Below are 22,848 nucleotides of genomic sequence, written 5' to 3' on the forward strand. Positions count from 1 at the left end.
CTCGCGCCGCGCCGCGCCGACTCGACGGAACGATGGCGAACGCGGCGGCGCTGGGCGTGGTCGGGGTGGGGGCGGGCCGCGCCCGCAGACCGCAGTCGGCTCAGGGGGGCGCGCCGGCCCTCATCCGCAGCGCCGCCGCGCGAGCGGCGTCGGCCTGTTCGGATGCGCCGAGCCGAGCGTACGCCGTGGCGAGACGATCGAACGTCTCCGGATCGCGCGCGCCCAGCTGGACGGCGAGGGCCAGGTGCTCCGCCGCGGGCGCGGCGCGATCCATCGCCAGGTAGGCGCCCCCGAGCACCGCGTGCGCGCCGGGGTGCCGTGGTGCGGTGCGCAGCGCCGCCTCCGACGCGTCGCGCGCCCCGCCGGCATCGCCGGTCGTGAGCAGCGCGCGGCCGAGGTTCACCGCCGGCTCCGGGTCGTCCGGATCCAGGGCCGCCGCCCGCCGGAAGTGCTCGATGGCGAGCTCCATGCGGCCCGCCTGCGCGTACGCGACGGCCAGGTTGTTCACGGCCAGCCTGTGGCGGTCCTGCCGGGCGAGCACCGCCCGGTACTCCTCGACCGCGCCGGCGAGATCCCCGGCTGCGTGCAGCGCCCGCCCCAGCGCGAACCGCGAGGCGGCGTCGTTCGGTGCGAGCGCGACGGCGTACCGCAGGTGCTCGAGCGCCGGCACGAGCTGCCCCTGCTGCAGCAGCAGGACGCCCTTGTTCGTGTGCGCCTGGTAGAAATCGGGCTTGAGGCGGAGCGCGACGTCGATCTCGGCCATGCCGCGCGCGACCTCGCCGCGCTGGGCGAGCGCGAGGCCCAGGTTGCCGTGCGTCCGCGGATTGGCGGGCGCCTTGACCGCGGCGTCCGACCACAGGCGGACGTCGTCCGCCCAGACCTCGTTCCGCGCGAACGTGATCACCGCGAGCACCGCGGCGACTCCGAGCGCCACGGCCATCAGCCCTCGCTCCCAGCGTCCCGGCGCGATGCGCTCCCCCGCGAGCCCCGCGCTGGCCGCGACGGCCACGAACAGGCCCGCCGAGGGCAGGTACATGCGGTGCTCGACCATCAGGTCCTGCAGCGCGACGAGCGACTCGAGCGAGAGGCCGAGCAGGAACCAGACGGCGCCGAAGGCAACGAGCCGCGCCGCCGGATCCATCCCGCTCGGGCGCGCCGTCCGCTGCCGCGTGGCGGCCAGCAGCCAGACCGCGAGCCCGGCGAGCGCCGCCAGCATGGCCAGGCCGAGCAGCGCCAGAGGATGCGCAAGCGGGTAGGTCTCGAAGCCGTGATCGATGCTCTGCCCCACCGGCAGGATCGCCATCCCGAGATAGCGGGCGATGACCGCCGGCTGCGTGGTGACGTACTCCAGGTACGGCCGGGCGGTCGTCGTGTTGGCCGCGGCGGCCGCGGCCGCTGCGAGCCGTGTCGCGCCCCGTTCCGCTCCGCCGACGCTCGCACCGATCCCGCCGCCGAGCTGGGTCATCGGGATGACGACCAGGGTGGCCAGCACGGGCGCGAGGTAGAGGAGACGCCGACGTGGCGTCGCGCTCAGGAAGCAGATCTCGTAGGCGGCGATCGCGAGCGGCAGGGTCAGCGCGATCTCCTTCGACCGCATGGCGAGGAGCGCTGCGAGGAGCACCGGTACGTATCCGAGCACCGCCCGCGGTCCGGTCCCCGCACCGCGGTCCAGGCGCTCGCGCCAGCGCGCATACAGCACCACCGAGGCGAGGTACAGCAGCGTCGCGAGCGAGGTGAGCCGCTGCACGACGTAGGTCACGGCCTGCGTCTGGAGCGGGTGCGCCACGAACAGCGCGGCCGCGCAGAGCGCGACGGCACGCGGGGACCGGGCCAGCGCCGAGCGGGCGAGCCGCGGAGTCCGCAGCGCCAGCAGCACCAGCGCGTAGACGAGCAGCGCGCCGGCCAGGTGGATCCCGACGTTGACGGCCTTGTAGCCGACCGGATCGAGCCCGCCGAGCCGGTGGTTCAGCGCGAAGGTGAAGTACGTGAGCGCGCGGTTCGGCGCGGATGCGTACCCGGGGCCGCCGGGCAGCCAGCGCGTCGGATGGGCGATGTCTGCGTTGTCGATGATCGACGAGTGGTCGTCGAGAACGAATGGCCCGCGATACGCGTTTGCATACGCCGCGACCCCCAGCACGAGGATCGCGGCGATGGGCAGGGCCCTGGCGAGCCTTCGCGGCGCGGTCGCGTCCATGAGCAGTCCCGCGGTCCGGGACCGGCGGGCGCGCGACGATAGCACGGCGGCCGCCGGGGTGCGGCGGGCAGGCCGTCGAGCCTGCCGGCCGCCCCGGTCCGCGCCGCTCACCAGTCCGTGTGGCAGTCGGTGCAGGCCAGCGCCTCGACCACCCCGTTCACGTGGCGATCCTTGTTCACGGCCTCGAAGCCGGCCTGCGTCTGGTACCCGGCCCCGTGGCACTCGCTGCACGCCTTGGTCCCGTGGTAGCGCCGGAACGTCGAGGTACCGTGCGCCCGCCCGGTGGTCGGCGGCAGCCCGTGGCACGAGCCGCACTCCGCCTGGCCCGGGCCCCCGGTCCAGGACGGGAGGACGCTGCCGCCCACCGCGGCACCGTGACACGCGACCGTGGCGCACCCGTTCCCGTCCCAGGCCGGCGCGAGCACGCCTCCGCCGGTCGCGAGCACGCCGAAGGACACCTGCGCGGCGCCGTCGGTGTGCAGCATGTCGGTCGGCACCACGTGGCACTCGGTGCACGCGAAGCCGTTGGACCAGCGGCTGCCGGCGAGGTGGGCCTGGTGCGCGCCCACGGCGCGGGTGGACGGATCCGTCTCGCCCGCGGTGCCGATGGGCGGCGCCGCGGCGTTCGTCGAGCGCGTGGCGTCGCCGTGGCACGAGGTGCAGGAGAGGCCGCCCACGTCCAGCCGCCCGTCCACGTGCGTGGCCACGTTCACCGTGGTGGAGGTGTAGCCGGTGTGACACGCCCCGCAGTCCGGGTTCGCGGGGTGCGGCGGGGGTGGCGGCGTCCCGTGGCAGGTGCCGCACGCGGCCTGCGTCCCGTCCACCTGCGTCCAGGCCGGCTCGACGTTGCTCCCGCCGGCGCGCAGCGTGCCGCCGTGGCAGTACGTCGACGCGCAGGTGGTGCCGCTCCAGATCGGCGCGGCGTTCCCGCTCGCCGACGCCAGCGCGCCCCACACGATGGCCGGGTTCCCGTCGATGTGGCCGAGCCCGGTGGGCTTCAGGTGGCACTCGTCGCAGTCGAACGGCCGCGCGATCGCGCTGCCCTGCACGTGCGCCTGGTGCGCGCCCACGGCGCGATCCGTGGTCGCGGTCTCCCCGCGCGTGCCGGCGGGCGGTGCGGCGGCGCCGACGGGGCGCGAGGCGTCGCCGTGGCACAGCGCGCAGCCGGCCGCGTTCACGTCCACCTTCCCGTCCACGTGCACGTCGCGGGCGGGCGCGCCGTCGGCGGCGCCCGGGTGGCAGGTGCCGCAATCGCCGCGCGCGGGGTGCGGATAGGCCGGCGGCGCGCCGTGGCAGGTGCCGCAGGCGGCCTGGGTGCCGTCCACCACCGTCCACGCCGGCCGGACGTTGCTGCCCCCGCCGGCCAGCGTGGCGCCGTGGCAGTAGGTGGAGGCACAGGTGGCGCCGTCCCACTGCGGCGACCCGCCGCCGCTGGCCAGCGCGCTCCACACGATGGCGGGCGTGCCGTCGATGTGGCCGAGGCCGGTGGGGTTCAGGTGGCACTCGTCGCAGTCGAACGGCCGCGCGATGGCGCTGCCCTGCACGTGGGCCTGGTGCGCGCCCACCGCGCGATCGGTGGTCGCGGTCTCGCCGCGCGTGCCGGTGGGCGGTGCGGCGGCACCGATGGCGCGCGACGTGTCGCCGTGGCACGAGGTGCACGCCATGGCGTTCACGTCGAGCGCGCCGTTCACGTGCGTGGCCACGTTCACCGACGTGGCGGTGTAGCCGTCGTGGCACTGACCGCAGTCGGCGTTCGCGACGTGCGGCGAAGGCGGCGGCGCGCCGTGGCAGGCGCCGCACGCGGCCTGGGTGCCGTCCACCACCGTCCACGCGGGCGCGAGGTTCGCGCCGCCGGCCGCGAGCGTGGCGCCGTGGCAGTAGGTCCCGGCGCAGGTGGCGCCGTTCCAGGAGGGCGTGGCCGAGCCGGCGCGCGCGAGCGCGCCCCAGGCCACCGCGGGCGATCCGTCCACGTGCGAGAGGTCGGTGGGCTGGACGTGGCACTCCGCGCAGCCGAGCGGGCGCGCCAGCGGGCCGCCGAGGACGTGGGCCTCGTGCGCTCCCACCGCGCGATCGGTGGTGAGCGCCTGGCCGCGCGTCCCGACCGGCGGCGCGGCGGGATTCACCGTGCGAGACGGGTCGCCGTGGCAGAAGGTGCAGTTCGACTGCCAACCCGCGCCGTGGCAGGCGCTGCAGGACACGCCGCTGGTGCCACCCTCGAGATCGGGCCCGTGGCAGGTGCGGCAGGACGCGAGCCCGGCGTTCGCCGCGTACCCGTGCTGCGCCGGATCGTTCCAGCCCAGCGGGTGCGTCTCGGAGCGCTCGAGCTGGCCGTTCATGTGCTTGCCTCCGTCCAGCCTCAGGTTCCCTGCCGCGTCCACCGTGGCCGGGTGGCACGCCCCGCAGTTCGAGAGCTGCGCGTGGGGAGGCGGCGGCGGGAGGCCGTGGCAGGTGCCGCAGGCGGCCTGCGTGCCGTCCACGGTGGTCCAGCTCGGCGCGTGGTTCGTGCCGCCGGCGGCGAGCGTCGCCCCGTGGCAGTAGGTCGAGGCGCACGCGCCGGCCTGGTACGTGGGCGTTGCGCCGCCAGCCATCGCGAGCGGCCCCCAGGCCAGCTCGACCGCGCCCGTGACGTGCGTGAGGTCGGTCGGCACGGTGTGGCACTCGGAGCAGGCCACCGGGCCGCGGAGCGTCCCGGCCTGGACGTGCGCCAGGTGCGCCCCGACGGCGGGGGCGTCCGTGCCCAGCTCGCCCTGCGTGCCCACCGGCGGCGCCGGCTGGTTGACGGCCCGGTTCGCGTCGCCGTGGCAGAACGTGCAGTTCGACTGCCAGCCCGCGCCGTGGCACGTGGCGCAGGAGATGCCGGTGCCGCCGCCGGCCAGGTCCTCGCCGTGGCAGATCCGGCAGCTCGCCAGGTCGCGGTTGGCCGCGTAGCCGTGCGCGGTGGGCTCGATCCAGGTCACCGGATGGTACTGGTTCACCTGCACCGTTCCGTCCACGTGCATGCCGCCGGTCACGTTCACGGTCCCGTCGCCGTTCACCGTGCCCGGGTGGCAGATCGCACAGCCGGTGCCGCGGGGATGCGGCGGCGGCGGCGGCGCGCCGTGGCAGGTGCCGCACGCCGCCTCGCTCGCCCCGCCCGTCCAGCGCGGGGACGTGCTGGTGCCACCCGCAGACAGGGTCGCGCCGTGACAGTACGTCGAGGTGCAGGTGGGGCCGCTCTCGCCCCAGGCCGGCCGCGTCCCGCGCGCCGCGAGCGGGCCGAACGTCACGCGCGCGGTGCCGTCGAGGTGCTCGAGGCCGGTGGGGACGACGTGGCACTCGGTGCACGCGAACGGCCCGGCCACGGGACCGGCCTGGAGGTGCGCCTGGTGCGCGCCGACCGCGACGGACGCCGGATCGGTCTCGCCGTGGGTGCCGCGGGGCGGCGCGGCGGGGTTGCGCGGGCGCGTGGGATCGCCGTGGCAGTCCGCGCAGCCGGTGGAGAAGTCCACCGTACCGTTCAGGTGGCGGCCCCCGGCCACGTCGATCGTGCGGAGCGTGCCGGCGAGGATGGTGGCCGGGTGGCAGATCCCGCAATCGGCGGACTGGGGGTGCGGCGCGGGCGGCGGATCGCCGTGACAGGCACCGCAGGCGGCCTGCGTGCCGTCCACGCGCGTCCACGTCGGCCGCGTGGCGGCACCGCCGGCGAGGGAGACGCCGTGGCAGTACGCGAAGCAGGTCGCGTCCGCCGGGCTCCACGAGGCCGCCGTGCCGTTCGCCTTCGCGGCCACCCCGAGGACGACGCGCGGGACCCCGTCCACGTGCGCGAGCGGGTGCGCCGGATCCGGGACGGCGTGGCAGGCCTCGCAGCCGAGCGGCGCGGCGATGCCGTGCGAGCCGGACACGTGCGCCGTGTGCGCGCCCACCGAGATGCGCGTGGTGTCGCTCTCGCCGTGCGCATCGAGCGGCGGCGCGCCGCTCCGGTTGTCCGCGCCGCCGTGACAGCGGGTGCACGCCGCGCCCTCGGCGCGCTCCTCCGAGGCGGCGTTCCGCGCGGAGTTGCAGCCCGCGAGCGCGAGCGCGAGGACGACGGCCGGCAGACCGGCGGTGCGTCGGGACATGGGTGGAGCCTCCCCCGGCTGTGAGATCCGGGGCATCCGGTATCAGCCCGAGGCCCTTGGCTTCCTTGCCGCGCGTCAAATCCTTGACCCGTCCGTGTTGACGCGCTGGACGCAGTCCGCCGGCGACCCCTCTCGGGGGAGCGGCGCATCGCTCTCCGCGGATCGAGCTTGGTCGATTGCCGTGCCCGCTTCGCGCACGGGGGTGACCATGACCGGCCTCGCGCTCCCGCTCACGATCGTCGTCTCCATGGTGGTCTCGCTCGTCGCCGCGCTCCTCGTCGGGCGCCGTCGCCGGGCGCGCTCGTCGCTCGCGCCGCTCCCGGCGGGTATCCGAGCGCTCGCTTCGAACGTCCGGGCCATCAGCGGGCTCGGCGCGGACCTCGCGCTGCCTCCCGCGCGCGCATCGCTCCGCCCCACGGTCACGCTGACGGCGCTGCGATAGCGCCCCGTTCCTCCGCGGCAGGCGTCCCGCGGCCTCGCGACACGCCGTGGAGCGGCTGCGGCCGGCGGGCGCAGCCGCGCCCGTGCTCGCCCGTTGTGGTGTTCCACTCGATGCGCAGGCCGTGGCCTGCTGCAATTTCCTGCTCGGGGGGAGCAGCCATGCTCGACGATCTCGTCCTCATCCTGACGCTGGTCGGGACCGCCTACGGCATCACGCTGCTGGTGCAGCGGCGGGTGCACCGGCTGCGAGGCGCGCCGGCGCGGATCGCGGTGGGCCACCGCCTCTACGCCTCGCCGCTCGTGTCGAGCCCGGGCAGCCTGGTGCTGCCGCGCACCCGCGTGCGCGGGCTTCGCGGCGCGATCGGCCGGCTGCTCGGCTGACGGATCCGCGCCCGCTCAGTGCGCACCGGCCGCCCCTCGGACCCAGACGTCCACGTTCGTGTTCTGCGCCAGGACCGACCACCCGCGCGCGGCGAACCGCGCCCGGAGAGACGCAAGCTCCACCGGAGGACACGCGCCGGGTGGCGATGGCGCCGGCAGCGCCGATCCCGTGGGGACGCGATCGCGCCCCAGGTGAACGACCGCCACCGCGTTGCATCCTTCGCGCTCGCCGGGGCGAAGCATGGTGGCCGTGCCCGTGGGACAGGTCAGATACCGCAGCGCGAACGGCCGCGCGGGCCCGGCCAGCAGCACCTCGTTGGCTCCTCCGCCCACGAGGCACAGCGGCTCACCGTCGAGGACCGCGGCGAGCCGCGCGCGCTCCTCGGCCTCGAGGTAATGGAACGCCGCGCGGGACAGGTCGCGGCGCGGCTCGATCGCCGAGTAGTAGACGGTCGTGGCGATGAGCCCCACCGCGCAGACGGCGGCCACACCGATCGGGATCCAGCGACGCCGGCCTCGCGCCACCGCCTTCGGCGCCACCCAGAGCAACGCGAGGCCGCCGAGCAGGGGGATGGTGAAGCGCCCGGACCAGGGTTGCGGGTAGATGGGGGCAGCGGTCGCGAGGAACGTGATGGCGGCGGCTCCGGCAGCGAGCGCCCTCGTCCTACGCGGCAGCAGGACCACCAGGGCGGGAACCGCAAGCACCGTGGCGAACCCCGTCCGCCCCGTGTCCGGCGATGCCAGCGGCTCCCATGCGACGCGCGCCACCTCGAACCGCGGTTCGAGCACGCCGAGCGGTCCGTAGACGCGATCCACCAGCCCCGCGAGCCAGCCGCGCATGCCAGGCGGCGCGTAGCCGAGCGGCTCGAGCGTCCAGTGCGCGAGCGCAGCGGCGACCGAGCGCATCGCCTCCCCGGCACCACGAACGCCGTGCGCGCGCCCCAGCGCTCCGCCGGCGAAGTCGCCGAAGGCGCGATGGATCGGCCAGTACGACGCGAGGATCACCGCGCCTCCCGCCAGCGCGGCCAGCACCGCGGCCCCGGCGATCGCCGGCTCACGCCAGCGCGCCCGCAGGCGGACGGCAGCCGACGCGGCCCCGAACGCCGCGATCACGGCCAGCGTCGGCTTGCACGTGATGCTCATCGCCGCAAGGCCGACCGCCGCAGCGACGGCGGCCGGGCCGCCCACCGAAGCGCCTCCCCGCGTGCGCGGGATGCGCAGCACGAGCAAGGCCGCCGCGAGCAGCGGGAACGCGGCGCAGACGTCGGTATTCCAGGCCCAGACGCGCAGCCCCACCGCCGGGAAGCTTGCGAACAGGAGCGCGGCGAGCGCTGCGCGCGAGCGGCCCAGCCCGAATTCGATCCCGATCGCATGCACCGCTGCGATCGCCCCCGCCGTGATCCAGGCGCACACGAGCGCGACGCCCGCCCAGCCGAGCCCGAGGAATACGCGCGTCCCCAGGATCACGTCGCCAGCGACGGGGAGGCCGATCTGCTGCCAGGTCGGAGTCGGCCAGGGCGTGAAGCTCCCCTGCCCCGCCCACGCGAGCGCCCGGGGCACATGGTAGATGAGCCCATCGAGGTGACGCGTCCCTCGGAGCCCGTCCGCAGCGAGCTGCGCGGCGAACGAGAGCACGATTCCGCACGCGAGGGCCGCCAGCGCCAGCCCGCGACGCGTTCGGAGCACCGCTCCCACGTGCAGCGGTCGCCGGCGCCGCGCCTGGCGCTGGTGGCGCTGGGCACACCACACCAGCGACATGAGGGCAACGGCATGTGCGGCTGCAGTCCATGCGGGCCTGAGCCGGCCCAGACTTCCGAGGCCCAGCCCCACCACCAGCAGGATCGCCTGGTACAGCGCCACGCCCATGACCAGCCGCCGCGCCGCCGCGCCGGGCCCGGAGGACGCAGGGACCGCCGCCACGCAGGCGAACGGCAGGACGACGTACAGGATCTCCAGCAGCGCGCGCAAACCGCCGCACGATACCCGGGGGAGAGCGGGCCGGCTACCCGCCCCGCCTCGCCCGGTACCGCCGGATGAGCGCGTTCGTGGAGCCGTCGTGCGCCAGCGCCGGCTCGGCGGGCGACTCCAGCTCCTTCACGATCCGGTTCGCGAGGACCTTCCCCAGCTCGACGCCCCACTGGTCGAACGAGTCCACGTCCCAGATCACGCCCTGGGTGAACACGGCGTGCTCGTAGAGCGCGACGAGCGCGCCGAGCGTGCGCGGGGTGAGGCGGTCCGCGAGGATGGTGCTGGAGGGCCGGTTCCCGGGGAAGGTGCGGTGCGGCACGAGCGGCTCCGGCGTCCCCTCCGCGCGCGCCTCCTCCGCGGTCTTCCCGAACGCGAGCGCCTCGCCCTGCGCGAACAGGTTGGCCATGAGCAGGTCGTGGTGCCTGGCGAGCGCGTGGAGCGGCCGGCAGAAGCCGATGAAGTCGCAGGCGACGAGGTGCGTGCCCTGGTGGAGCAGCTGGTAGAACGAGTGCTGGCCGTTGGTGCCCGGCTCGCCCCAGTAGATCGCGCCCGTGCCGTGGCCCTCCACCGGCGCGCCGGAGGCCGTCACGCGCTTCCCGTTCGACTCCATGGTGAGCTGCTGCAGGTACGCGGGGAAGCGGTCGAGGTACTGGTCGTAGGGAAGGACCGCGACGGTCTCCGCGCCGAGCAGGTTCGCGTTCCACACGCCGAGGAGGCCGATCAGCGCGGGCAGGTTCCGCTCGAGCGGCGCGTCGCGGAAGTGCTCGTCCATCTCGCGGAAGCCGGCGAGCAGCTCGCGGAAGCCCTCGGGACCGACGGCGATCATGGTCGAGAGGCCGATCGCCGAGTCCATCGAGTAGCGCCCGCCGACCCAGTCCCAGAAGCCGAACATGTTGGCGGGGTCGATGCCGAAGCGGCGCACCTCGGCCTCGTTCGTGGAGATGGCGACGAAGTGGCGCGCCACCGCGCGCGGGTCGCCGAGCGCCGCGAGCAGCCAGGACCGCGCCGAGGCGGCGTTGGTCATGGTCTCGAGGGTGGTGAACGTCTTCGACGCCACCAGGAACAGCGTCTCGGCGGGATCGAGGTCGCGGACCGCCTCGGCGAGGTCGGTCCCGTCCACGTTCGAGACGAAGCGGAACGCGAGGTCCCGGGTCGCGTACGCGCGCAGCGCTCGGTACGCCATGGCGGGCCCGAGATCCGAGCCGCCGATGCCGACGTTCACCACGGTGCGGATGCGCTTGCCGGTGAACCCGGTCCAGGCGCCGCTCCGCACCTGGTCCGCGAACGCCGCCATGCGGTCCAGCACGGCGTGGACCTCGGGCACCACGTCGCTCCCGTCCACCAGGATCCGCTCGCCGCGCGGGGCGCGCAGCGCGACGTGCAGCACCGCCCTGCCCTCGGTGACGTTCACCTTCTCCCCGCGGAACATGGCCGCGCGCCGCTCGGGCAGGCCGCGCGCCTCGGCGAGCGCGGCCAGCAGCCGCACGGTCTCCTCCGTCACGCGCTGCTTCGAGTAGTCGAGGTGGAGCCCGGCGCCGTCCGCGACGAGCCGCTCGCCGCGGCCGGGATCGCGCGCGAACAGCTCGCGCAGGTGCAGCGGCTGGAGCTCGGCGAGGTGCGCCTCGAGCGCCCTCCAGGCAGGCGTTCGGAGGAGGGGTCCGGTCCGATCGGGCATGCGCAGGCTCTTACCGCGTTCGACCGCGCCTGGCACGCGGGGCGGAGGGGATCGCTCCGGGCGGGCGCGGGGGGCCTGCCTTCACGGTGCGTCACCGCGCCCCGCCGCCCCCCATCCGCTCCGCCGCCTCCCGCAGCCCCTCGCGCGCGCACGCCTCGGCCACGCGGCGCGGCAGCCCCTCGTCGCTGGCCCCGAGCTGCACCGCCTGCGCGACCACGTGCTCGGCCTCCGCGACGCTGCCGGACAGGCAGTGCAGCAACGCCAGGCGGATGGCCTCGCGCTCGGTGAACGGCTCGGCCAGGCCGGCCTCGGCGAGCGCGCTGACCTCGTCCCAGGCGCGGCGCCGGGCCGCCTCGAACGCGCGCCACCACCGCACCTCGCGCAGCAGCGCCTCCGGCGCGGCGGGCGCCTCCGCGAGGCGCAGCCAGGGCGCCGCCTCCTCGGCGGTGGGGCGCCAGGCGGGGTCGCGCGACAGGAGCTCGAGGGCGGGGTCCACGGGGCAGAACGTACCGCGCGACCCGGCCGGGCGCGAGCACGAGCGGCGCGCCGCTCGACCCCGCGCCGTGGCCGCGGTTAGCATGGACGTTCGACCATGCCCGGCCCCCAGCCCGACGCCCCCTTCGACTACGACTACCTCGTGATCGGCTCCGGCTTCGGCGGCTCGGTGTCCGCGCTGCGGCTGGCCGAGAAGGGCTGGCGCGTCGGCGTGCTCGAGATGGGCAGGCGCTGGCGGCCGGAGGACTTCCCGCGCACCAACTGGAACCTGCGCAAGTTCCTGTGGATGCCGAGGCTGCGGCTGTTCGGGATCCAGCAGATCACGCTGCTGAAGGACGTCCTCGTGCTGCACGGCGCGGGCGTGGGCGGCGGCAGCCTGGTCTACGCGAACACGCTGCTCACCCCTCCGGATCGCGCCTTCGAGGATCCGCGCTGGCCGGGCGGCGGCTGGAGGGCGCGCCTCGCGCCGCACTACGCGATGGCGAGGTTCATGCTGGGCGCGGTGGAGGCGCCGGAGGTGTTCCCGGGCGACGAGGCGCTGCGCCAGGCGGTGGACGAGGAGACCGGGCGCGGCCACACGTTCTCGCGCCACACCGTCGCGGTGCACTTCGGCGACCCGAAGCGCGCCGCACCGGACCCGTACTTCGGCGGCGAAGGGCCGGCGCGGATCGGCTGCTCGCTGTGCGGCGAGTGCATGACGGGCTGCCGCCACGGCGCGAAGAACACGCTCGACCGGAACTACCTCTACCTGGCCGAGCGGCGCGGCGCCGAGATCCTGCCCGAGACGCGGGTCACCGACCTCCATCCGCTCGCGGGCGGAGGCTGGGAGGTCCACACGCGGTCGTCCACGCACGTGGTCCGGCGCCAGCGGCGCGTGCTCCGCGCGCGCGGCGTGGTGCTGGCCGCGGGCGCGATCGGCACGGTGCGCCTGCTGCTCCGCTGCAGGGCGGGCGGGAGCCTGCCGGCGCTCTCCGATCAGCTCGGCAACCACGTGCGCACCAACAGCGAGGCGCTGCTCGCCGTCACCGCGCGCCGCGACGACGTGGACTACAGCCACGGGCTCGCCATCACCTCGGGGCTGCAGGCGGACGACGACACGCACATGGAGGTCGTCCGCTACGGCGCGGGCCACGACTTCATGTCGCTCCTCGCGACGCACCTCACCGGCGGCGGGCCGCCCTGGCCGCGCCCGCTGCGCTGGCTCGGGAACCTGTTCCGGCACCCGCTGGACTTCTCCCGCGCGCACTGGCCGTTCGGCTGGGCGCGGCGCACCGCGGTGCTGCTCGTGATGCAGCCGCTCGCGAGCCACCTGCGGCTGCGGCTGGCGCGCCGGCCGTGGGGGCGATCCCTCACCAGCGCGCTCGACGGCCCCCGCCCGCCCAGCTACATGCCGCTCGCGAACGCGGTGGCGCGCAGGATGGCCGTGCGCATGGACGGCGTGGCGCAGAGCGGGCTCCACGAGGTGTTCCTGGGCGCCTCGAGCACCGCGCACATCCTGGGCGGCGCGACGATGGGTGCGTCGCCGGCCGAGGGCGTCTGCGACGCGCAGGGACGCGTGTTCGGCTACCAGGACCTGTACGTCGCCGACGGCAGCCTGGTGCCCGCGAACCTGGGCGTGAACCCGTCGCTCACCATCACCGCGCTCGCCGAGCACGTCATGAGCCGGATCCCCGCCAGCCCCGCCGGCGCGCAGCGGCCGGCCCCGCGCCCGCCGGGTGGCGCCGCGTGACCGGGCGCCGCGCGCCTTCCCGTCTGAGCCCGAATTGGGGCTTGAGTCCGCTGGGCGCGGGCGCGCACGCTTCCAGAGGGTTCACGCCACGCCGCAGCTCACTTGCGAGGAGGTTCGATGGCCACGAAGGCTGAGCGGTTCCGCTACGAGACCGAGCGTTCCGGCCCGAAGAAGGCGAAGCAGCCGCGGCCGGCGCGGCGCGACACACCCGTGGACACCGCGCTGCCGGGGGTGAGCGCCACGAGCCGCAAGAGCGCGCGCCACGAGTCGGTCCGCGCCGGGAAGAAGGCGCAGTACGCGCTGGAGGACTCGGCCGGGAAGCCGTCGCGCAAGTCCACCCGCAAGGCCTCCAACCGCCAGAAGACCGACAGCCAGATGCGCGTGAAGCGCCGCACCGGCGAGATGCGCCCCGAGTCGCGCGCGACGCGCGGCCGCTGAGGCCAGGATGCCCGCCCTCCGCCGGCCGGCGCGGAGGGCGGGCCTCACCGGACGGGCGCGCCGCCCGCCCCGCCGGCGATGCCCCATGGCCCGCCACCCGTTCCCTTCCCCCACCACCGCCACCCTCTCCGACCGCGTCTACAGCCCGACCGGCGGCCCGGTGCACCTGCCCCAGGGCCCGGTGTACGCGCTCAACGTGGGCGACACCTGGCGCGAGCCGCCCGCCTTCGCCCGCGCCGAGGCGCAGCGCGTGGCCGATCACCCGGGCCTCCACGGCTACGCGCCGGTGCAGGGGGAGCCGGCGCTGCTCGACGCCATCCAGGAGCGGCTGCGGGCGCGCGGAGGGGCGCCGGTCGCGCGCGAGGGGCTCCAGGTCATGGTGGGCGCCACCGCGGGGCTGGCGGTGGTGGTGGACGCGCTGCTCGACCCGGGCGACGAGGTGATCGTGCTCGCGCCCTACTGGCCGCTCATCCGCGGCATCGTGGCGGCGCGCGGCGCGGTGCCGGTGGAGGTGCCGTTCTTCGACCGGCTCGACGCGCCGGGGTTCGACCCGGAGGCGGCGCTCGCCGCCGCGGTGACGCCGCGCACCGCCGCCATCTACGTGAACTCGCCCAACAACCCCACCGGCCGCTCGCTCCCGGACGAGCTGGTCACCGCGCTGGCGCGCCTGGCGCGTCGCCACGCGCTGTGGGTGATCGCGGACGAGGTCTACGAGGACCTGCAGTACGGCACGCCGCGCCCGCCGATCTGGACGCGGCCGGAGCTGCGCGAGCGCACCGTCGCCACCCACTCGTTCTCGAAGGCGTACGCGCTCGCGGGCGCGCGGGTGGGCTACACGCACGGGCCCGAGGAGATCATGCGCGCGGTGCGGGCGGTGCAGACGTTCAAGACCTACTGCGCGCCGCGCCCGTTCCAGATCGCCGCCGCCCGTGCGCTCCGCGAGGGCGACGCCTGGCTCGCGGAGACCCGCGCGATGTACGCGCGGGCCGGCCGCAGCGCCGCCGCCGCGCTCGGCGTGCTCGCGCCGGAGGCCGGGACGTTCCTGTTCCTGGACGTGGCCCCGCACCTCCGGCCGGGCGAGGCGCTCGACGGCTTCCTGGCGCGCTGCCTCGAGGCGGGCGTGCTGCTCACGCCGGGGCCGGCGACCGGCGCGGCGTACCGGACGCACGCACGGCTCTGCTTCACCGCCGTCACGCCCGACGCGCTCGGCGCGGCGCTGGCGCGGCTCGGGCCGCTGCTGGGGCGAACGGGCCGGCCCGGCTGAGCGGCGCCGGTCGCTCCGCTCAGAGCGCGTGAATCAATCCCCGGACCGAGCCAGGCGGTCGAGACGCGAGCAGCGCGAGGCGCGACGACCGAGCATGCCCGTCGGCATGTGAGGGAGGAGCAACGACGCGATGCGACGCGGATCGGCCGCCGCGGCGACGGGAGGGGATTGGTTCACGTGCTCTCACCGCCCCGACGCGAGCCGGAGCGGCGGCGCGGAGGGCGGGTGCGGCTCCGCCCCGGCGGCCACGCCGCGGAAGAAGCCGATCGCGTCCCGCAGCCCCTCGGCCTGGGCGGCCAGCTCCTCGGCGGTGGACGACAGCTCCTCCGCCGCGGCCGCGTTCCGGCCGCCGATCTCCTCCAGGCTCCGCAGCGCACCGCTCACCCGCGCGGCGCTCGCCCCCTGCGCGGCGCTGCCGGCCGAGATCTGCTGGACGAGGGCGGCGGTCCGCTCCACCTCGGGCACCACCGCGTCGAGCGCGGTCCCGGCCTGGGCGGCGAGGTCCACGCTCGCGGCGGTGAGCCGGCCGATGTCCTCGGCCGCCGCCCGGCTCCGCTCCGCGAGCCGGCGCACCTCGCTCGCCACCACCGCGAAGCCGCGACCGTGCTCGCCGGCGCGCGCCGCCTCGATGGCCGCGTTCAGGGCCAGCAGGTTGGTCTGGTAGGCGATCTCCTCCACGATCGAGATCTTCTCGCCCACCTCGCGCATGGCCGCCGCGGTCCGGGCCGCCGCCTCGCCGCCGGCGCGGGCGCCCCGGGCCGCGCCCGCCGCGGCCTCGCCGGTCCGCGCCGCCGCCGCGGCGTTCTCCTGCGCGTGCCGCGCGATCTCGTGCATGGCCGCCGAGGCCTGCTCGGTCTCGGAGGCCTGCTCGCTCGAGGCCTGCGAGAGCGCCGCGGCGCCACCGGCGAGCTGACCGCTGCCGGCGGCGAGCGCGTCCGCCGCCCCGCGGATGCTCCCGGCCGCGCCGGAGAGCGCCGCCACCATCCCGCGGAGCGCCTCGATGACGCGCCCGATCTCGTCCGCCCCGCCGTCCTCCTCCAGCTCGACGTCCAGCCGGCCGCGCGCCACCAGGTGGAGGGTCGCGCCCACGCGCTGCAGCCGCGCCAGGAGCGGGCCGAGCATCAGCGCCGAGGCGAGCAGGCCCAGGGCGAGCACCGCGGCGCCCGTGGCGAGCGCGCGCCACAGCGCCGCCCGGATCGCGCCCTCCAGGGTGGCGGTGTGGACGTCCACCCCGAGGAAGAACTCCTTGCCGCTGCGCGAGCGGAGCGGCACGTAGACCGAGCGCAGCGAGTCGGTGGGATCGACGTAGGTGTCGAAGTGGACCCGGTGATCCGCGAGCGCCGCCACCAGGCCCGGGCTCGGGTGCGTGGTGGCCTGGAAGAAGCGCGGGCCGGTGCCGGAGGCGAGCTCCTCGCGCGTGGCGCTCGACGACGTGAACGCGCTCCCGGAGCCCTGCGCGACGACCGTGTACAGGTAGGCGAGGCCGGTCTCCTCCGCGAGCGCGGAGAGGCGCCGCTGCACCTCGAGGTGCTCCTCGGGCGTGATCGAGGCGGGGCCGTCGATCCGGTCGTGGAACGGCACCAGGAACAGCGCCGCCGCGCGGGCCGCGGTGAGCAGCTTGTCGTCCACGGCCGCGCGGATCTCGCCGGCCTGCACGCGGTACGAGATCGTCACGAACGCGGCCGCCGAGGCTGCGTTCACGCCCGCGAGCAGGACGAGCAGCTTGGTCCGGAGCTTCAGGTCGCGCAGGCGCGCGAGCGCGCCGCGAGCGGGCCGCGCGGAGGGAGGGCGTGCGTGGGCCATGGACCTCAGTCCTAACCCGGCTCGCGCTCCCGTCGCAGGGGACGCCGGGGCGCCGATGTGGGAGCAGGGAGCAGATCCGGCGCGGCCGCGGGGCCGCGCCGGGCGATCACTCGTCCTCGCCGGAGCCGAGCAGCGCCCCGAGGCCGGGGCCGCGGGTCGCGGCGCCCAGCTTCCGGACGGCGTCGAGGTGGTGCAGCAGCAGGTCGCGGTTGTCGCCCACGCTCAGGTTCTGCAGCTCCAGCGCGCCGATGCGGTCCTCCGGCGTGAACGCGGGATCGGCCACGCGCTCCATCGACAGCTTCTCCGGCGCGTAGCTCATGTACTCGGCGCGGGTCGAGAGGACGGTCCAGTCGTCGCCCCGGCGCAGCTCGACGCGCACGCTGCCGGTGACGGCGGGCGCCACCCAGCGGGTGAGCCCGTCGCGAAGCATGAGCGCCTCGGGGTCGAACCACTTGCCCTCGTAGAGCAGGCGGCCCAGGCGGCGGCCCAGCGTGAAGTACAGGTCGAGCGTGTTCTCGTTGTGGATGGCGGAGAGCAGCCGCTCGTAGCCGAGGTGCAGGAGCGCCATGCCGGGGGCCTCGTAGATGCCCCGGCTCTTCGCGTCGATGACCCGGTTCTCGATCTGGTCGCTCATCCCCAGGCCGTGGCGCCCGCCGATGCGGTTCGCCTCGAGGAACAGCTCGTACGGCGAGGGGAAGCGCTTCCCGTTCAGCTCGACCGGCTGGCCCTGCTCCCAGGTGATCTCGATCTCCTCGGTTGCGATCTGGACCTCGGGCTTCCAGTGCGCCACGCCCATGATCGGCTCGACGATCCGCATGCTCGAGTCGAGCCGCTCGAGGTCCTTCGCCTCGTGCGTGGCGCCGAGCACGTTCGCGTCGGTGGAGTAGGCCTTCTCCTTGCCCATCTTGTAGGGCAGCTGCCGGCGCTCCAGGTACTCGCTCATCTCCTTGCGGCCGCCGAACGCGGTCACGAAGGCCTGGTCGAGCCAGGGCTTGTAGATCTTGAGCTGCGGGTCCACCAGGATGCCGTACCGGTAGAACCGCTGGATGTCGTTGCCCTTGTGCGTGGAGCCGTCGCCGAAGACGTGCACGCCGTCCTCGCGCATGGCGCGCACGATGGCGGTGCCGGTGACCGCGCGGCCGAGCGGCGTGGTGTTGAAGTACTTCTTGCCGCCGGAGGACAGGTGGAACGCGCCGCACTGGATGGCGGCGATGCCCTCGCGCACCATCGCCTCGCGGCAGTCCACCAGCCGCGCCTTCGCGGCGCCGTGCTGGAGCGCGATGGGCGGGATGTCGGCCGGGTTCGCCTCGTCGGGCTGGGCGAGGTCCGCGGTGTAGGCGTGGACCGCCATGCCCTGCTCGGACATCCAGGCCACCGCGCAGCGCGTGTCGAGGCCGCCGCTGAACGCGATGCCGATGGCGGTGCCCTTCGGAGGAAGCGACTTGTAGATCCGGCTCATGGGACGGGCCAAGTAGCAGAATTCCGGGCCGTGTTCCAGCGGGCGTGCGCGCAGGTGGACCGATCCTCTCCCGTCGGCGCGGCGGGACCGCCGGAGCGGGCAGGCGGGCGCCCGGGCGCCATTCACTGACCGTCACTTGTCGCGCCCGCGCCTGATGGGCGTCAAATCGTCCTCCCCTCGACGCGGTGCGGCGATGGCGCGCACCCGCGCGCCGAGAGCGCCCTGGATCCGCGCACCTGCGGCGCCTCCGCCGGCTGCGCTCGCCGCGGCGGCGCGCCGGGGGGATTGCCGCGGCAAGGCGCCGCATGCTTCGCTTCCCCACATGCCGCCTCGCACCGCGGCCCTGATCGCCGGCCTCCGCAGGATCGTCGCGATCGAGACCCTCCCCCCGGCGCCCCCCCCGGCGCCGCCGCGGTGCGAGCGGCGCAGCCTCCTCGGCCTGCTGCTCCTTCCCGAGCCCCTCCCGCTCGCGCCGCCCCGGCCGCGCCGGCGGACGCGGTGGCTCGCCTGGCTCTTCCTCCCGGAGCAGCTCGGCCGGGAGGGTCCGGATCCGGAGGTGCGGTGATGGAGCACGCGCGCCACGTCTTCCGCGCCGCGCTGGTGGTCCTGGCGCTGCTGGCCGGCGTCGGGATCACCCGCGGCTTCCTGGTGCCGCCCACCTACGGCCTCCACGGGCCCTACCGCTGGGCCAACGTGGCCGAGCAGATGAACGCGCGGACGCCGGCCCATCGCGGCCCGGCGGCCTGCGGCGCCTGCCACGAGGACGAGCTGCGCCGACGCGCGGCCGGCGCGCACCGCGCGGTGAGCTGCGAGATCTGCCACGGGCCGCTCCTCGCGCACGTGGCCGGCGACGGGCGCGTGACCTCGCCCACGGTGGACCGCTCGCCGGCGCTGTGCGCGCGCTGCCACCGCAAGGTCCTCGGCCGGCCCGCCGCGTTCCCGCAGGTGGTGCTCGAGGAGCACGTCGAGGGCCCGCTCGACGCCGGCGCCTGCCTCGCCTGCCACGACCCCCACGCTCCCACGCCGTAGCGGAGGCGATCATGGACGACCGCACGCCGTGCCCCGCGCCGACCGGAGGCCGCTCCACCCCGCGCGTCCTCGGCCGCCGCGCGTTCCTGGAGGACGTCCTGCTGCTCTCCGGCGGGGCGGTGGTCTTCCTCGCCGGCGCCACCGCTGCCGCGCCGGCCGCGGCGGAGGCGGCCTCCGGCGCGCCGCCGCCCGCGGACGGCTACCAGCCCTGGGAGCACCGCTGGGCCTACCTGGTGGATCCCGAGAAGTGCATCGGCTGCGGCTCCTGCGTGCGGGCGTGCAGCGCCGAGAACCACGTGCCCGACGGCTTCTTCCGCACCTGGGTCGAGCGCTACGTCACCGGCATGGACGGGACCAGCGTGGACTCGCCGAACGGCGGCAAGGACGGCTTCCCGGCGCTCCAGGTCGCGTTCGTCGCGACGAAGTCGTTCTTCGTGCCGAAGATGTGCAACCACTGCCGCGAGACCCCGTGCATCCAGGTCTGCCCGGTGGGCGCCTCCTACCGCACCCCCGACGGCGTGGTGCTGGTGGACGGCGAGCGCTGCATCGGGTGCGCGTACTGCGTGCAGGCCTGCCCGTTCGGCAGCCGCTTCCTGTCGCCGGAGACGCACACGGCCGAGAAATGCACCTGGTGCTACCACCGCATCAGCCGCGGGCTGCGCCCGGCCTGCGTCGAGGTCTGCCCCACCGGCGCGCGCGCGTTCGGCGACCTGCGGCGCGAGGGCGATCCGGTGCGCCACGCCATCGAGCACGACCGCGTCGCGGTGCTGCAGCCGCACCTGCGCACCGAGCCGCAGTGCTTCTACCTCCACCTCGACGGGGAGGTGCGGTGATGCCCCAGATCAGCGGCTTCGCGTTCCCGAACGACGTCCACGTGTGGTGGAGCCTGATGATCGTGATGTACCCGTACATCACCGGCTTCGTGGCGGGCGCGTTCATCGTCACGAGCCTGTTCCACCTGTTCGGCCGCGCCGAGCTCCGGCCGGTGGCGCGGCTCGCCATGGCGACGTCGTTCTCGTTCCTGCTGGTGGCGTCGCTGCCGCTGCAGCTCCACCTCGGGCACCCGGAGCGCGGCCCGCTCGTGCTCGTCACGCCGCACTTCACCTCGGCCATGGCCGGCTTCGGGATGCTGTACGGCGGCTACCTGCTGGTCCTGGCGCTGGAGGTCTGGTTCGTCTGGCGGCGCGAGATCATCGACCGGGCCCGGCGCAGCCGGGGGGCGGCGCGCGCCCTCTACGCGACGCTCGCGCTCGGCACCTACGACACGAGCCCGGAGGCGCTGGCGGTGGACCACCGCGCCATCGCGGTGCTCGCCGGCATCGGCCTCCCCGGCGCGTGCATGCTGCACGGGTACGTGGGGTTCATCTTCGGCGCCATCAAGGCGAACCCGTGGTGGTCCACGCCGCTCATGCCCATCATCTTCCTGGTCTCGGCGGCGGTGTCGGGCATCGCGCTGCTCCTGGTGCTCTACCAGGTCGTCTCGAAGCTGCGCGGCCGCCCCGCGGACCAGCCCTGCGTCTCCTCGCTGGCGCGCTGGCTGTGGCTGTTCCTGATCCTCACGCTCTCGCTGGAGCTGCTCGAGATCCTGGTGATGGCCTACGAGCGCTCCGACTCGTGGCTGATCATCTCGGAGCTCATCACCACCCGCCTCGAGCTCTCGTACGTGACGGTGCAGATGATCGTGGGCGGGCTCATCCCGGTGATCCTGCTCGCGGTGGTGGTGCTGATGAACCGCTACCTGCACCCGCGCGTCCGGAACACGCTCTCCACGGTGGCGGCGCTGCTCTGCCTGCTGCAGGTGTTCTCGATGCGCTGGAACATCGTGATCGGCGGGCAGCTCCTCTCGAAGTCGCTGCGCGGCCTGCGCTCGCACTACGAGCCGGAGCTGTTCGGGCGCGAGGGCGTGCTGATGGCCGTCGCGCTCGTGCTCGCGCCGTTCGCGATCCTGTGGGTGTTCGACCGGGTGCTCGGCATCGACCCGCCCGGCCAGGGCGAGGCGGACGCCGCCGCGCACGAGCCCGGCGGCGTCCGCGACGCGCGCGCCCGCACCGGGCTGGGAGACGTTCACCCTTAGCGAAGGACGTGGAGGCGGGCCATGGCCGAGGGCGCGCCGGGGACGATCGAGGCGAGGCTGCAGGAGCTGACCCAGGCCGTGGAGCGGCTCGAGCGGCGGGTGGGCGCGCTGGAGGCCCACACGAGCGCGCTGCGAGGCGCCTCCGCCAGGGCCGCGGGGACCGCCGCGGTGGGTCGCGGCCCGGCCGCCGCCGACGCGGCCGCGCTCGCCGGCGGCCTCGCCGGCGGGCTCACGGTGGCCGGCCGCAGCTTCCTCGTGCTGGCCGGCGCGTTCGTGCTGCGCGCCGTCACCGACGCCGGCCGGCTCCCGCCGTGGCTGGGCGTGGCGCTCGGGGTGGCGCTCGCGTTCGCCCTGCTCGCGCTCGCGGACCGCGCCGGGCGCGCCGCGCCCGCGGGCGGGCCGCCGCCGGCGAGCGCCGTCGCGCACGGCCTCACCGCCGCGCTGGTCGGGTTCCCGCTCGTGTTCGAGGCGGCCACCCGCCTCCGGCTGCTCGGCCCGGGCGCGGCGGCGCTCGCGCTCGCGGCGCTCGCCGGCCCGGCGCTGGCCGTCTCCTGGCGCCGCCGCCTGCCCGCGCTCGCCTGGATCGCGGCGCTCGGCGCGGTCGCGACCGCGCTGGCGCTCGCCGCCGCCTCCGGGCGGTTCGCGCCGGCGGCCCTGGTCCTCGTGGCGGTGGGGACGGCGACGCTGTGGATGGGCTACGTGCTCGACTGGTACGGCCCGCGCTGGCCGGTGGCGGCCGCCGCCGACCTGGCGGCGCTCGCGCTGGCGGTGCGCGCCGCGCGCGGCGGCGAGGACGCCGGGACCGCCCTGCTCGTGCTCGGGATCCTGCTCGCCGCGTACCTCGGCAGCATCGCGGTCCGCACGCTGGTGCTCCAGCGGGCGGTGGTGCCGTTCGAGGTGGTCCAGGCGGCCGCCGCGCTCGCGGTCGGCCTGGGCGGCGCCGCGCTGCTCGACGCGCGGGCGGAGGGCGGCGCGGCGGGCTTCGGCGTGGCGGCGCTCCTGCTGGCGTCCGGCGCCTACGGCGTCGCGTTCGCGTTCGCCGACCGGCGCGACGCGGCGCGCGCGAACTTCCGCTTCTACGCCGCCGTGGCGCTGCTGCTCGCGCTGTGCGGCAGCGGCCTGCTGCTCGACGGCGCCGCGCGGGCCATCGCTTGGGCCGCGCTGGGCCTGGGCGCGGCGCTGCTGGCCCGGCGGCTGCGCCGGGCCACGCTCGCGCTTCACGCGGCGCTGGCGGGCGCGGCGGCGGCGCTCGCGGGCGGCCTCGTCAGCGGGGCCGCGGTGGCGCTGGCCGGGCCCGCCGAGCCGCCCGGGGCGGCGGCGCTGGCGGTGCTCGCGCTGGTCCTCGCCACCGCCTGGCGCTGCGCCGGCGCGGTGGGGCGCGCCACCCGCGCCGAGCGGGCGCCGCAGCTCGTGCTGGTGGGGGTGGCGGCGGCCGGGCTCTGCGGCGCGGCGGTGGGCCTCGCCTCGCCCGCGCTGGCCGGATCGCCGGCCGGCCTGTCCGCGGCGCGCACCGCGGCGCTCGTCGCGGGGGTGCTCGCGCTGGCGGCCCTGGGCCGCCGGCCGGAGTGGCTGGAGGCGTCCTGGCTCACGTACCCGGTGCTGGCGCTCGCCGGGCTGCAGCTGCTGGTGGACGCGGTCCCGCACGGCCGCCCGGCCACGCTGGTCCCCGCGTTCGCGCTGTTCGGGCTGGCGCTGCTGGCGGTGCCGCGCCTGCGCCGGCCGCGCGCCGCGCCCGCGGCGCCGGCCAGGGTGCGGTGACGACGGGCCGCGGCCCCGGACGCACCGGGACCGCGGCCTCCCC

17 protein-coding genes are annotated in these 22,848 nt (G+C 76.0%); 10 read left to right on the forward strand and 7 right to left on the reverse strand.

Going from position 1 to position 22,848, the window contains the following annotated elements; genetic code table 11:
• Window positions 1-100: 100 nt before the first annotated feature.
• Window positions 101-2,194 (reverse strand): tetratricopeptide repeat protein, encoded by a 2,094-nt coding sequence (locus ANAEK_RS15960; RefSeq protein WP_012527168.1) that lies wholly within the window; start codon window positions 2,192-2,194, stop codon window positions 101-103.
• Window positions 2,195-2,301: 107 nt separating this feature from the next.
• A complete protein-coding gene (locus tag ANAEK_RS15965) occupies window positions 2,302-6,291 on the reverse strand; it encodes a CxxxxCH/CxxCH domain-containing protein (protein WP_012527169.1) in 3,990 nt (1,329 codons plus the stop codon).
• 208 nt (window positions 6,292-6,499) lie between these two features.
• Here ANAEK_RS15965 and ANAEK_RS15970 point away from each other — a divergent pair, with 208 nt between their 5' ends.
• Together ANAEK_RS15970 and ANAEK_RS15975 are read left to right on the forward strand one after the other, a co-directional pair.
• On the forward strand, window positions 6,500-6,733 hold the full coding sequence (locus ANAEK_RS15970) for a hypothetical protein (RefSeq protein WP_012527170.1): 234 nt from the start codon (window positions 6,500-6,502) through the stop codon (window positions 6,731-6,733).
• Window positions 6,734-6,891: 158 nt separating this feature from the next.
• Complete coding sequence (locus ANAEK_RS15975; protein WP_012527171.1) at window positions 6,892-7,113, forward strand: hypothetical protein; 222 nt, start codon at window positions 6,892-6,894, stop codon at window positions 7,111-7,113.
• A gap of 15 nt (window positions 7,114-7,128) precedes the next feature.
• On the opposite strand, the gene ANAEK_RS15980 is transcribed toward ANAEK_RS15975, so the two are convergent.
• The 3 genes from ANAEK_RS15980 to ANAEK_RS15990 form a co-directional block, all read right to left on the reverse strand.
• Entirely contained in the window at window positions 7,129-9,081 is a 1,953-nt protein-coding gene (locus ANAEK_RS15980) for a hypothetical protein (RefSeq protein WP_012527172.1), read from the reverse strand.
• A 34-nt stretch (window positions 9,082-9,115) separates the two neighbouring features.
• A complete protein-coding gene (gene pgi, locus ANAEK_RS15985; RefSeq protein ID WP_012527173.1) occupies window positions 9,116-10,756 on the reverse strand; it encodes a glucose-6-phosphate isomerase in 1,641 nt (546 codons plus the stop codon).
• A 91-nt stretch (window positions 10,757-10,847) separates the two neighbouring features.
• Complete coding sequence (locus ANAEK_RS15990) at window positions 10,848-11,252, reverse strand: hypothetical protein (protein ID WP_012527174.1); 405 nt, start codon at window positions 11,250-11,252, stop codon at window positions 10,848-10,850.
• Window positions 11,253-11,348: 96 nt separating this feature from the next.
• On the opposite strand from ANAEK_RS15990, the gene ANAEK_RS15995 reads away from it, so the two are divergent.
• The 3 genes from ANAEK_RS15995 to ANAEK_RS16005 all read left to right on the forward strand — a co-directional run bounded on the left by ANAEK_RS15995 (window position 11,349) and on the right by ANAEK_RS16005 (window position 14,682).
• The gene (locus ANAEK_RS15995; protein ID WP_012527175.1) at window positions 11,349-12,980 is read left to right on the forward strand and encodes a GMC oxidoreductase; all 1,632 of its coding nucleotides are present in this window, start codon (window positions 11,349-11,351) and stop codon (window positions 12,978-12,980) included.
• Between the two features lie 117 nt (window positions 12,981-13,097).
• A complete protein-coding gene (locus ANAEK_RS16000; protein ID WP_012527176.1) occupies window positions 13,098-13,418 on the forward strand; it encodes a hypothetical protein in 321 nt (106 codons plus the stop codon).
• Between the two features lie 85 nt (window positions 13,419-13,503).
• Window positions 13,504-14,682, forward strand: a complete 1,179-nt coding sequence (locus tag ANAEK_RS16005) for a pyridoxal phosphate-dependent aminotransferase (RefSeq protein WP_012527177.1) — start codon at window positions 13,504-13,506, stop codon at window positions 14,680-14,682.
• Window positions 14,683-14,865: 183 nt separating this feature from the next.
• On the opposite strand, the gene ANAEK_RS23645 is transcribed toward ANAEK_RS16005, so the two are convergent.
• Together ANAEK_RS23645 and argG are read right to left on the reverse strand one after the other, a co-directional pair.
• Window positions 14,866-16,485 (reverse strand): methyl-accepting chemotaxis protein, encoded by a 1,620-nt coding sequence (locus ANAEK_RS23645; protein WP_012527178.1) that lies wholly within the window; start codon window positions 16,483-16,485, stop codon window positions 14,866-14,868.
• A 106-nt stretch (window positions 16,486-16,591) separates the two neighbouring features.
• Window positions 16,592-17,944 carry an argininosuccinate synthase gene (gene argG / locus ANAEK_RS16015; protein WP_012527179.1) on the reverse strand — a complete coding sequence of 451 codons (1,353 nt, stop codon included), beginning with the start codon at window positions 17,942-17,944 and terminating at the stop codon, window positions 16,592-16,594.
• Window positions 17,945-18,266: 322 nt separating this feature from the next.
• Between argG and ANAEK_RS16020 the strand changes: the two genes are divergently transcribed.
• The 5 genes from ANAEK_RS16020 to ANAEK_RS16040 are packed head-to-tail and all read left to right on the forward strand — an operon-like array spanning window position 18,267 to window position 22,805.
• Window positions 18,267-18,509 carry a hypothetical protein gene (locus ANAEK_RS16020; RefSeq protein ID WP_012527180.1) on the forward strand — a complete coding sequence of 81 codons (243 nt, stop codon included), beginning with the start codon at window positions 18,267-18,269 and terminating at the stop codon, window positions 18,507-18,509.
• Window positions 18,509-18,973, forward strand: a complete 465-nt coding sequence (locus tag ANAEK_RS16025; protein ID WP_012527181.1) for a hypothetical protein — start codon at window positions 18,509-18,511, stop codon at window positions 18,971-18,973. The genes ANAEK_RS16020 and ANAEK_RS16025 overlap by 1 nt, the downstream gene beginning before the upstream one ends.
• 11 nt (window positions 18,974-18,984) lie before the next feature.
• A complete protein-coding gene (locus ANAEK_RS16030; protein ID WP_012527182.1) occupies window positions 18,985-19,806 on the forward strand; it encodes a 4Fe-4S dicluster domain-containing protein in 822 nt (273 codons plus the stop codon).
• On the forward strand, window positions 19,806-21,047 hold the full coding sequence (gene nrfD, locus ANAEK_RS16035; RefSeq protein WP_012527183.1) for an NrfD/PsrC family molybdoenzyme membrane anchor subunit: 1,242 nt from the start codon (window positions 19,806-19,808) through the stop codon (window positions 21,045-21,047). The genes ANAEK_RS16030 and nrfD overlap by 1 nt, the downstream gene beginning before the upstream one ends.
• 21 nt (window positions 21,048-21,068) lie before the next feature.
• On the forward strand, window positions 21,069-22,805 hold the full coding sequence (locus tag ANAEK_RS16040) for a hypothetical protein (protein WP_012527184.1): 1,737 nt from the start codon (window positions 21,069-21,071) through the stop codon (window positions 22,803-22,805).
• The last annotated feature ends 43 nt before the right edge of the window (window positions 22,806-22,848 follow it).

It is taken from the genome of Anaeromyxobacter sp. K, from assembly GCF_000020805.1.
GTDB classification, from domain to species: Bacteria; Myxococcota; Myxococcia; order Myxococcales; family Anaeromyxobacteraceae; genus Anaeromyxobacter; species Anaeromyxobacter dehalogenans.

Excerpts from the sequence above, each read along its gene's own strand:
- ANAEK_RS15960 (WP_012527168.1), bottom strand. The coding sequence starts at position 2,194 with ATGGACGCGACCGCGCCGCGAAGGCTCGCCAGGGCCCTGCCCATCGCC.
- ANAEK_RS15965 (WP_012527169.1), bottom strand. The coding sequence starts at position 6,291 with ATGTCCCGACGCACCGCCGGTCTGCCGGCCGTCGTCCTCGCGCTCGCG.
- ANAEK_RS15970 (WP_012527170.1), top strand. The coding sequence starts at position 6,500 with ATGACCGGCCTCGCGCTCCCGCTCACGATCGTCGTCTCCATGGTGGTC.
- ANAEK_RS15975 (WP_012527171.1), top strand. The coding sequence starts at position 6,892 with ATGCTCGACGATCTCGTCCTCATCCTGACGCTGGTCGGGACCGCCTAC.
- pgi (WP_012527173.1), bottom strand. The coding sequence starts at position 10,756 with ATGCCCGATCGGACCGGACCCCTCCTCCGAACGCCTGCCTGGAGGGCG.
- ANAEK_RS15995 (WP_012527175.1), top strand. The coding sequence starts at position 11,349 with ATGCCCGGCCCCCAGCCCGACGCCCCCTTCGACTACGACTACCTCGTG.
- ANAEK_RS16000 (WP_012527176.1), top strand. The coding sequence starts at position 13,098 with ATGGCCACGAAGGCTGAGCGGTTCCGCTACGAGACCGAGCGTTCCGGC.
- ANAEK_RS16005 (WP_012527177.1), top strand. The coding sequence starts at position 13,504 with ATGGCCCGCCACCCGTTCCCTTCCCCCACCACCGCCACCCTCTCCGAC.
- ANAEK_RS23645 (WP_012527178.1), bottom strand. The coding sequence starts at position 16,485 with ATGGCCCACGCACGCCCTCCCTCCGCGCGGCCCGCTCGCGGCGCGCTC.
- argG (WP_012527179.1), bottom strand. The coding sequence starts at position 17,944 with ATGAGCCGGATCTACAAGTCGCTTCCTCCGAAGGGCACCGCCATCGGC.
- ANAEK_RS16020 (WP_012527180.1), top strand. The coding sequence starts at position 18,267 with ATGCCGCCTCGCACCGCGGCCCTGATCGCCGGCCTCCGCAGGATCGTC.
- ANAEK_RS16025 (WP_012527181.1), top strand. The coding sequence starts at position 18,509 with ATGGAGCACGCGCGCCACGTCTTCCGCGCCGCGCTGGTGGTCCTGGCG.
- ANAEK_RS16030 (WP_012527182.1), top strand. The coding sequence starts at position 18,985 with ATGGACGACCGCACGCCGTGCCCCGCGCCGACCGGAGGCCGCTCCACC.
- nrfD (WP_012527183.1), top strand. The coding sequence starts at position 19,806 with ATGCCCCAGATCAGCGGCTTCGCGTTCCCGAACGACGTCCACGTGTGG.
- ANAEK_RS16040 (WP_012527184.1), top strand. The coding sequence starts at position 21,069 with ATGGCCGAGGGCGCGCCGGGGACGATCGAGGCGAGGCTGCAGGAGCTG.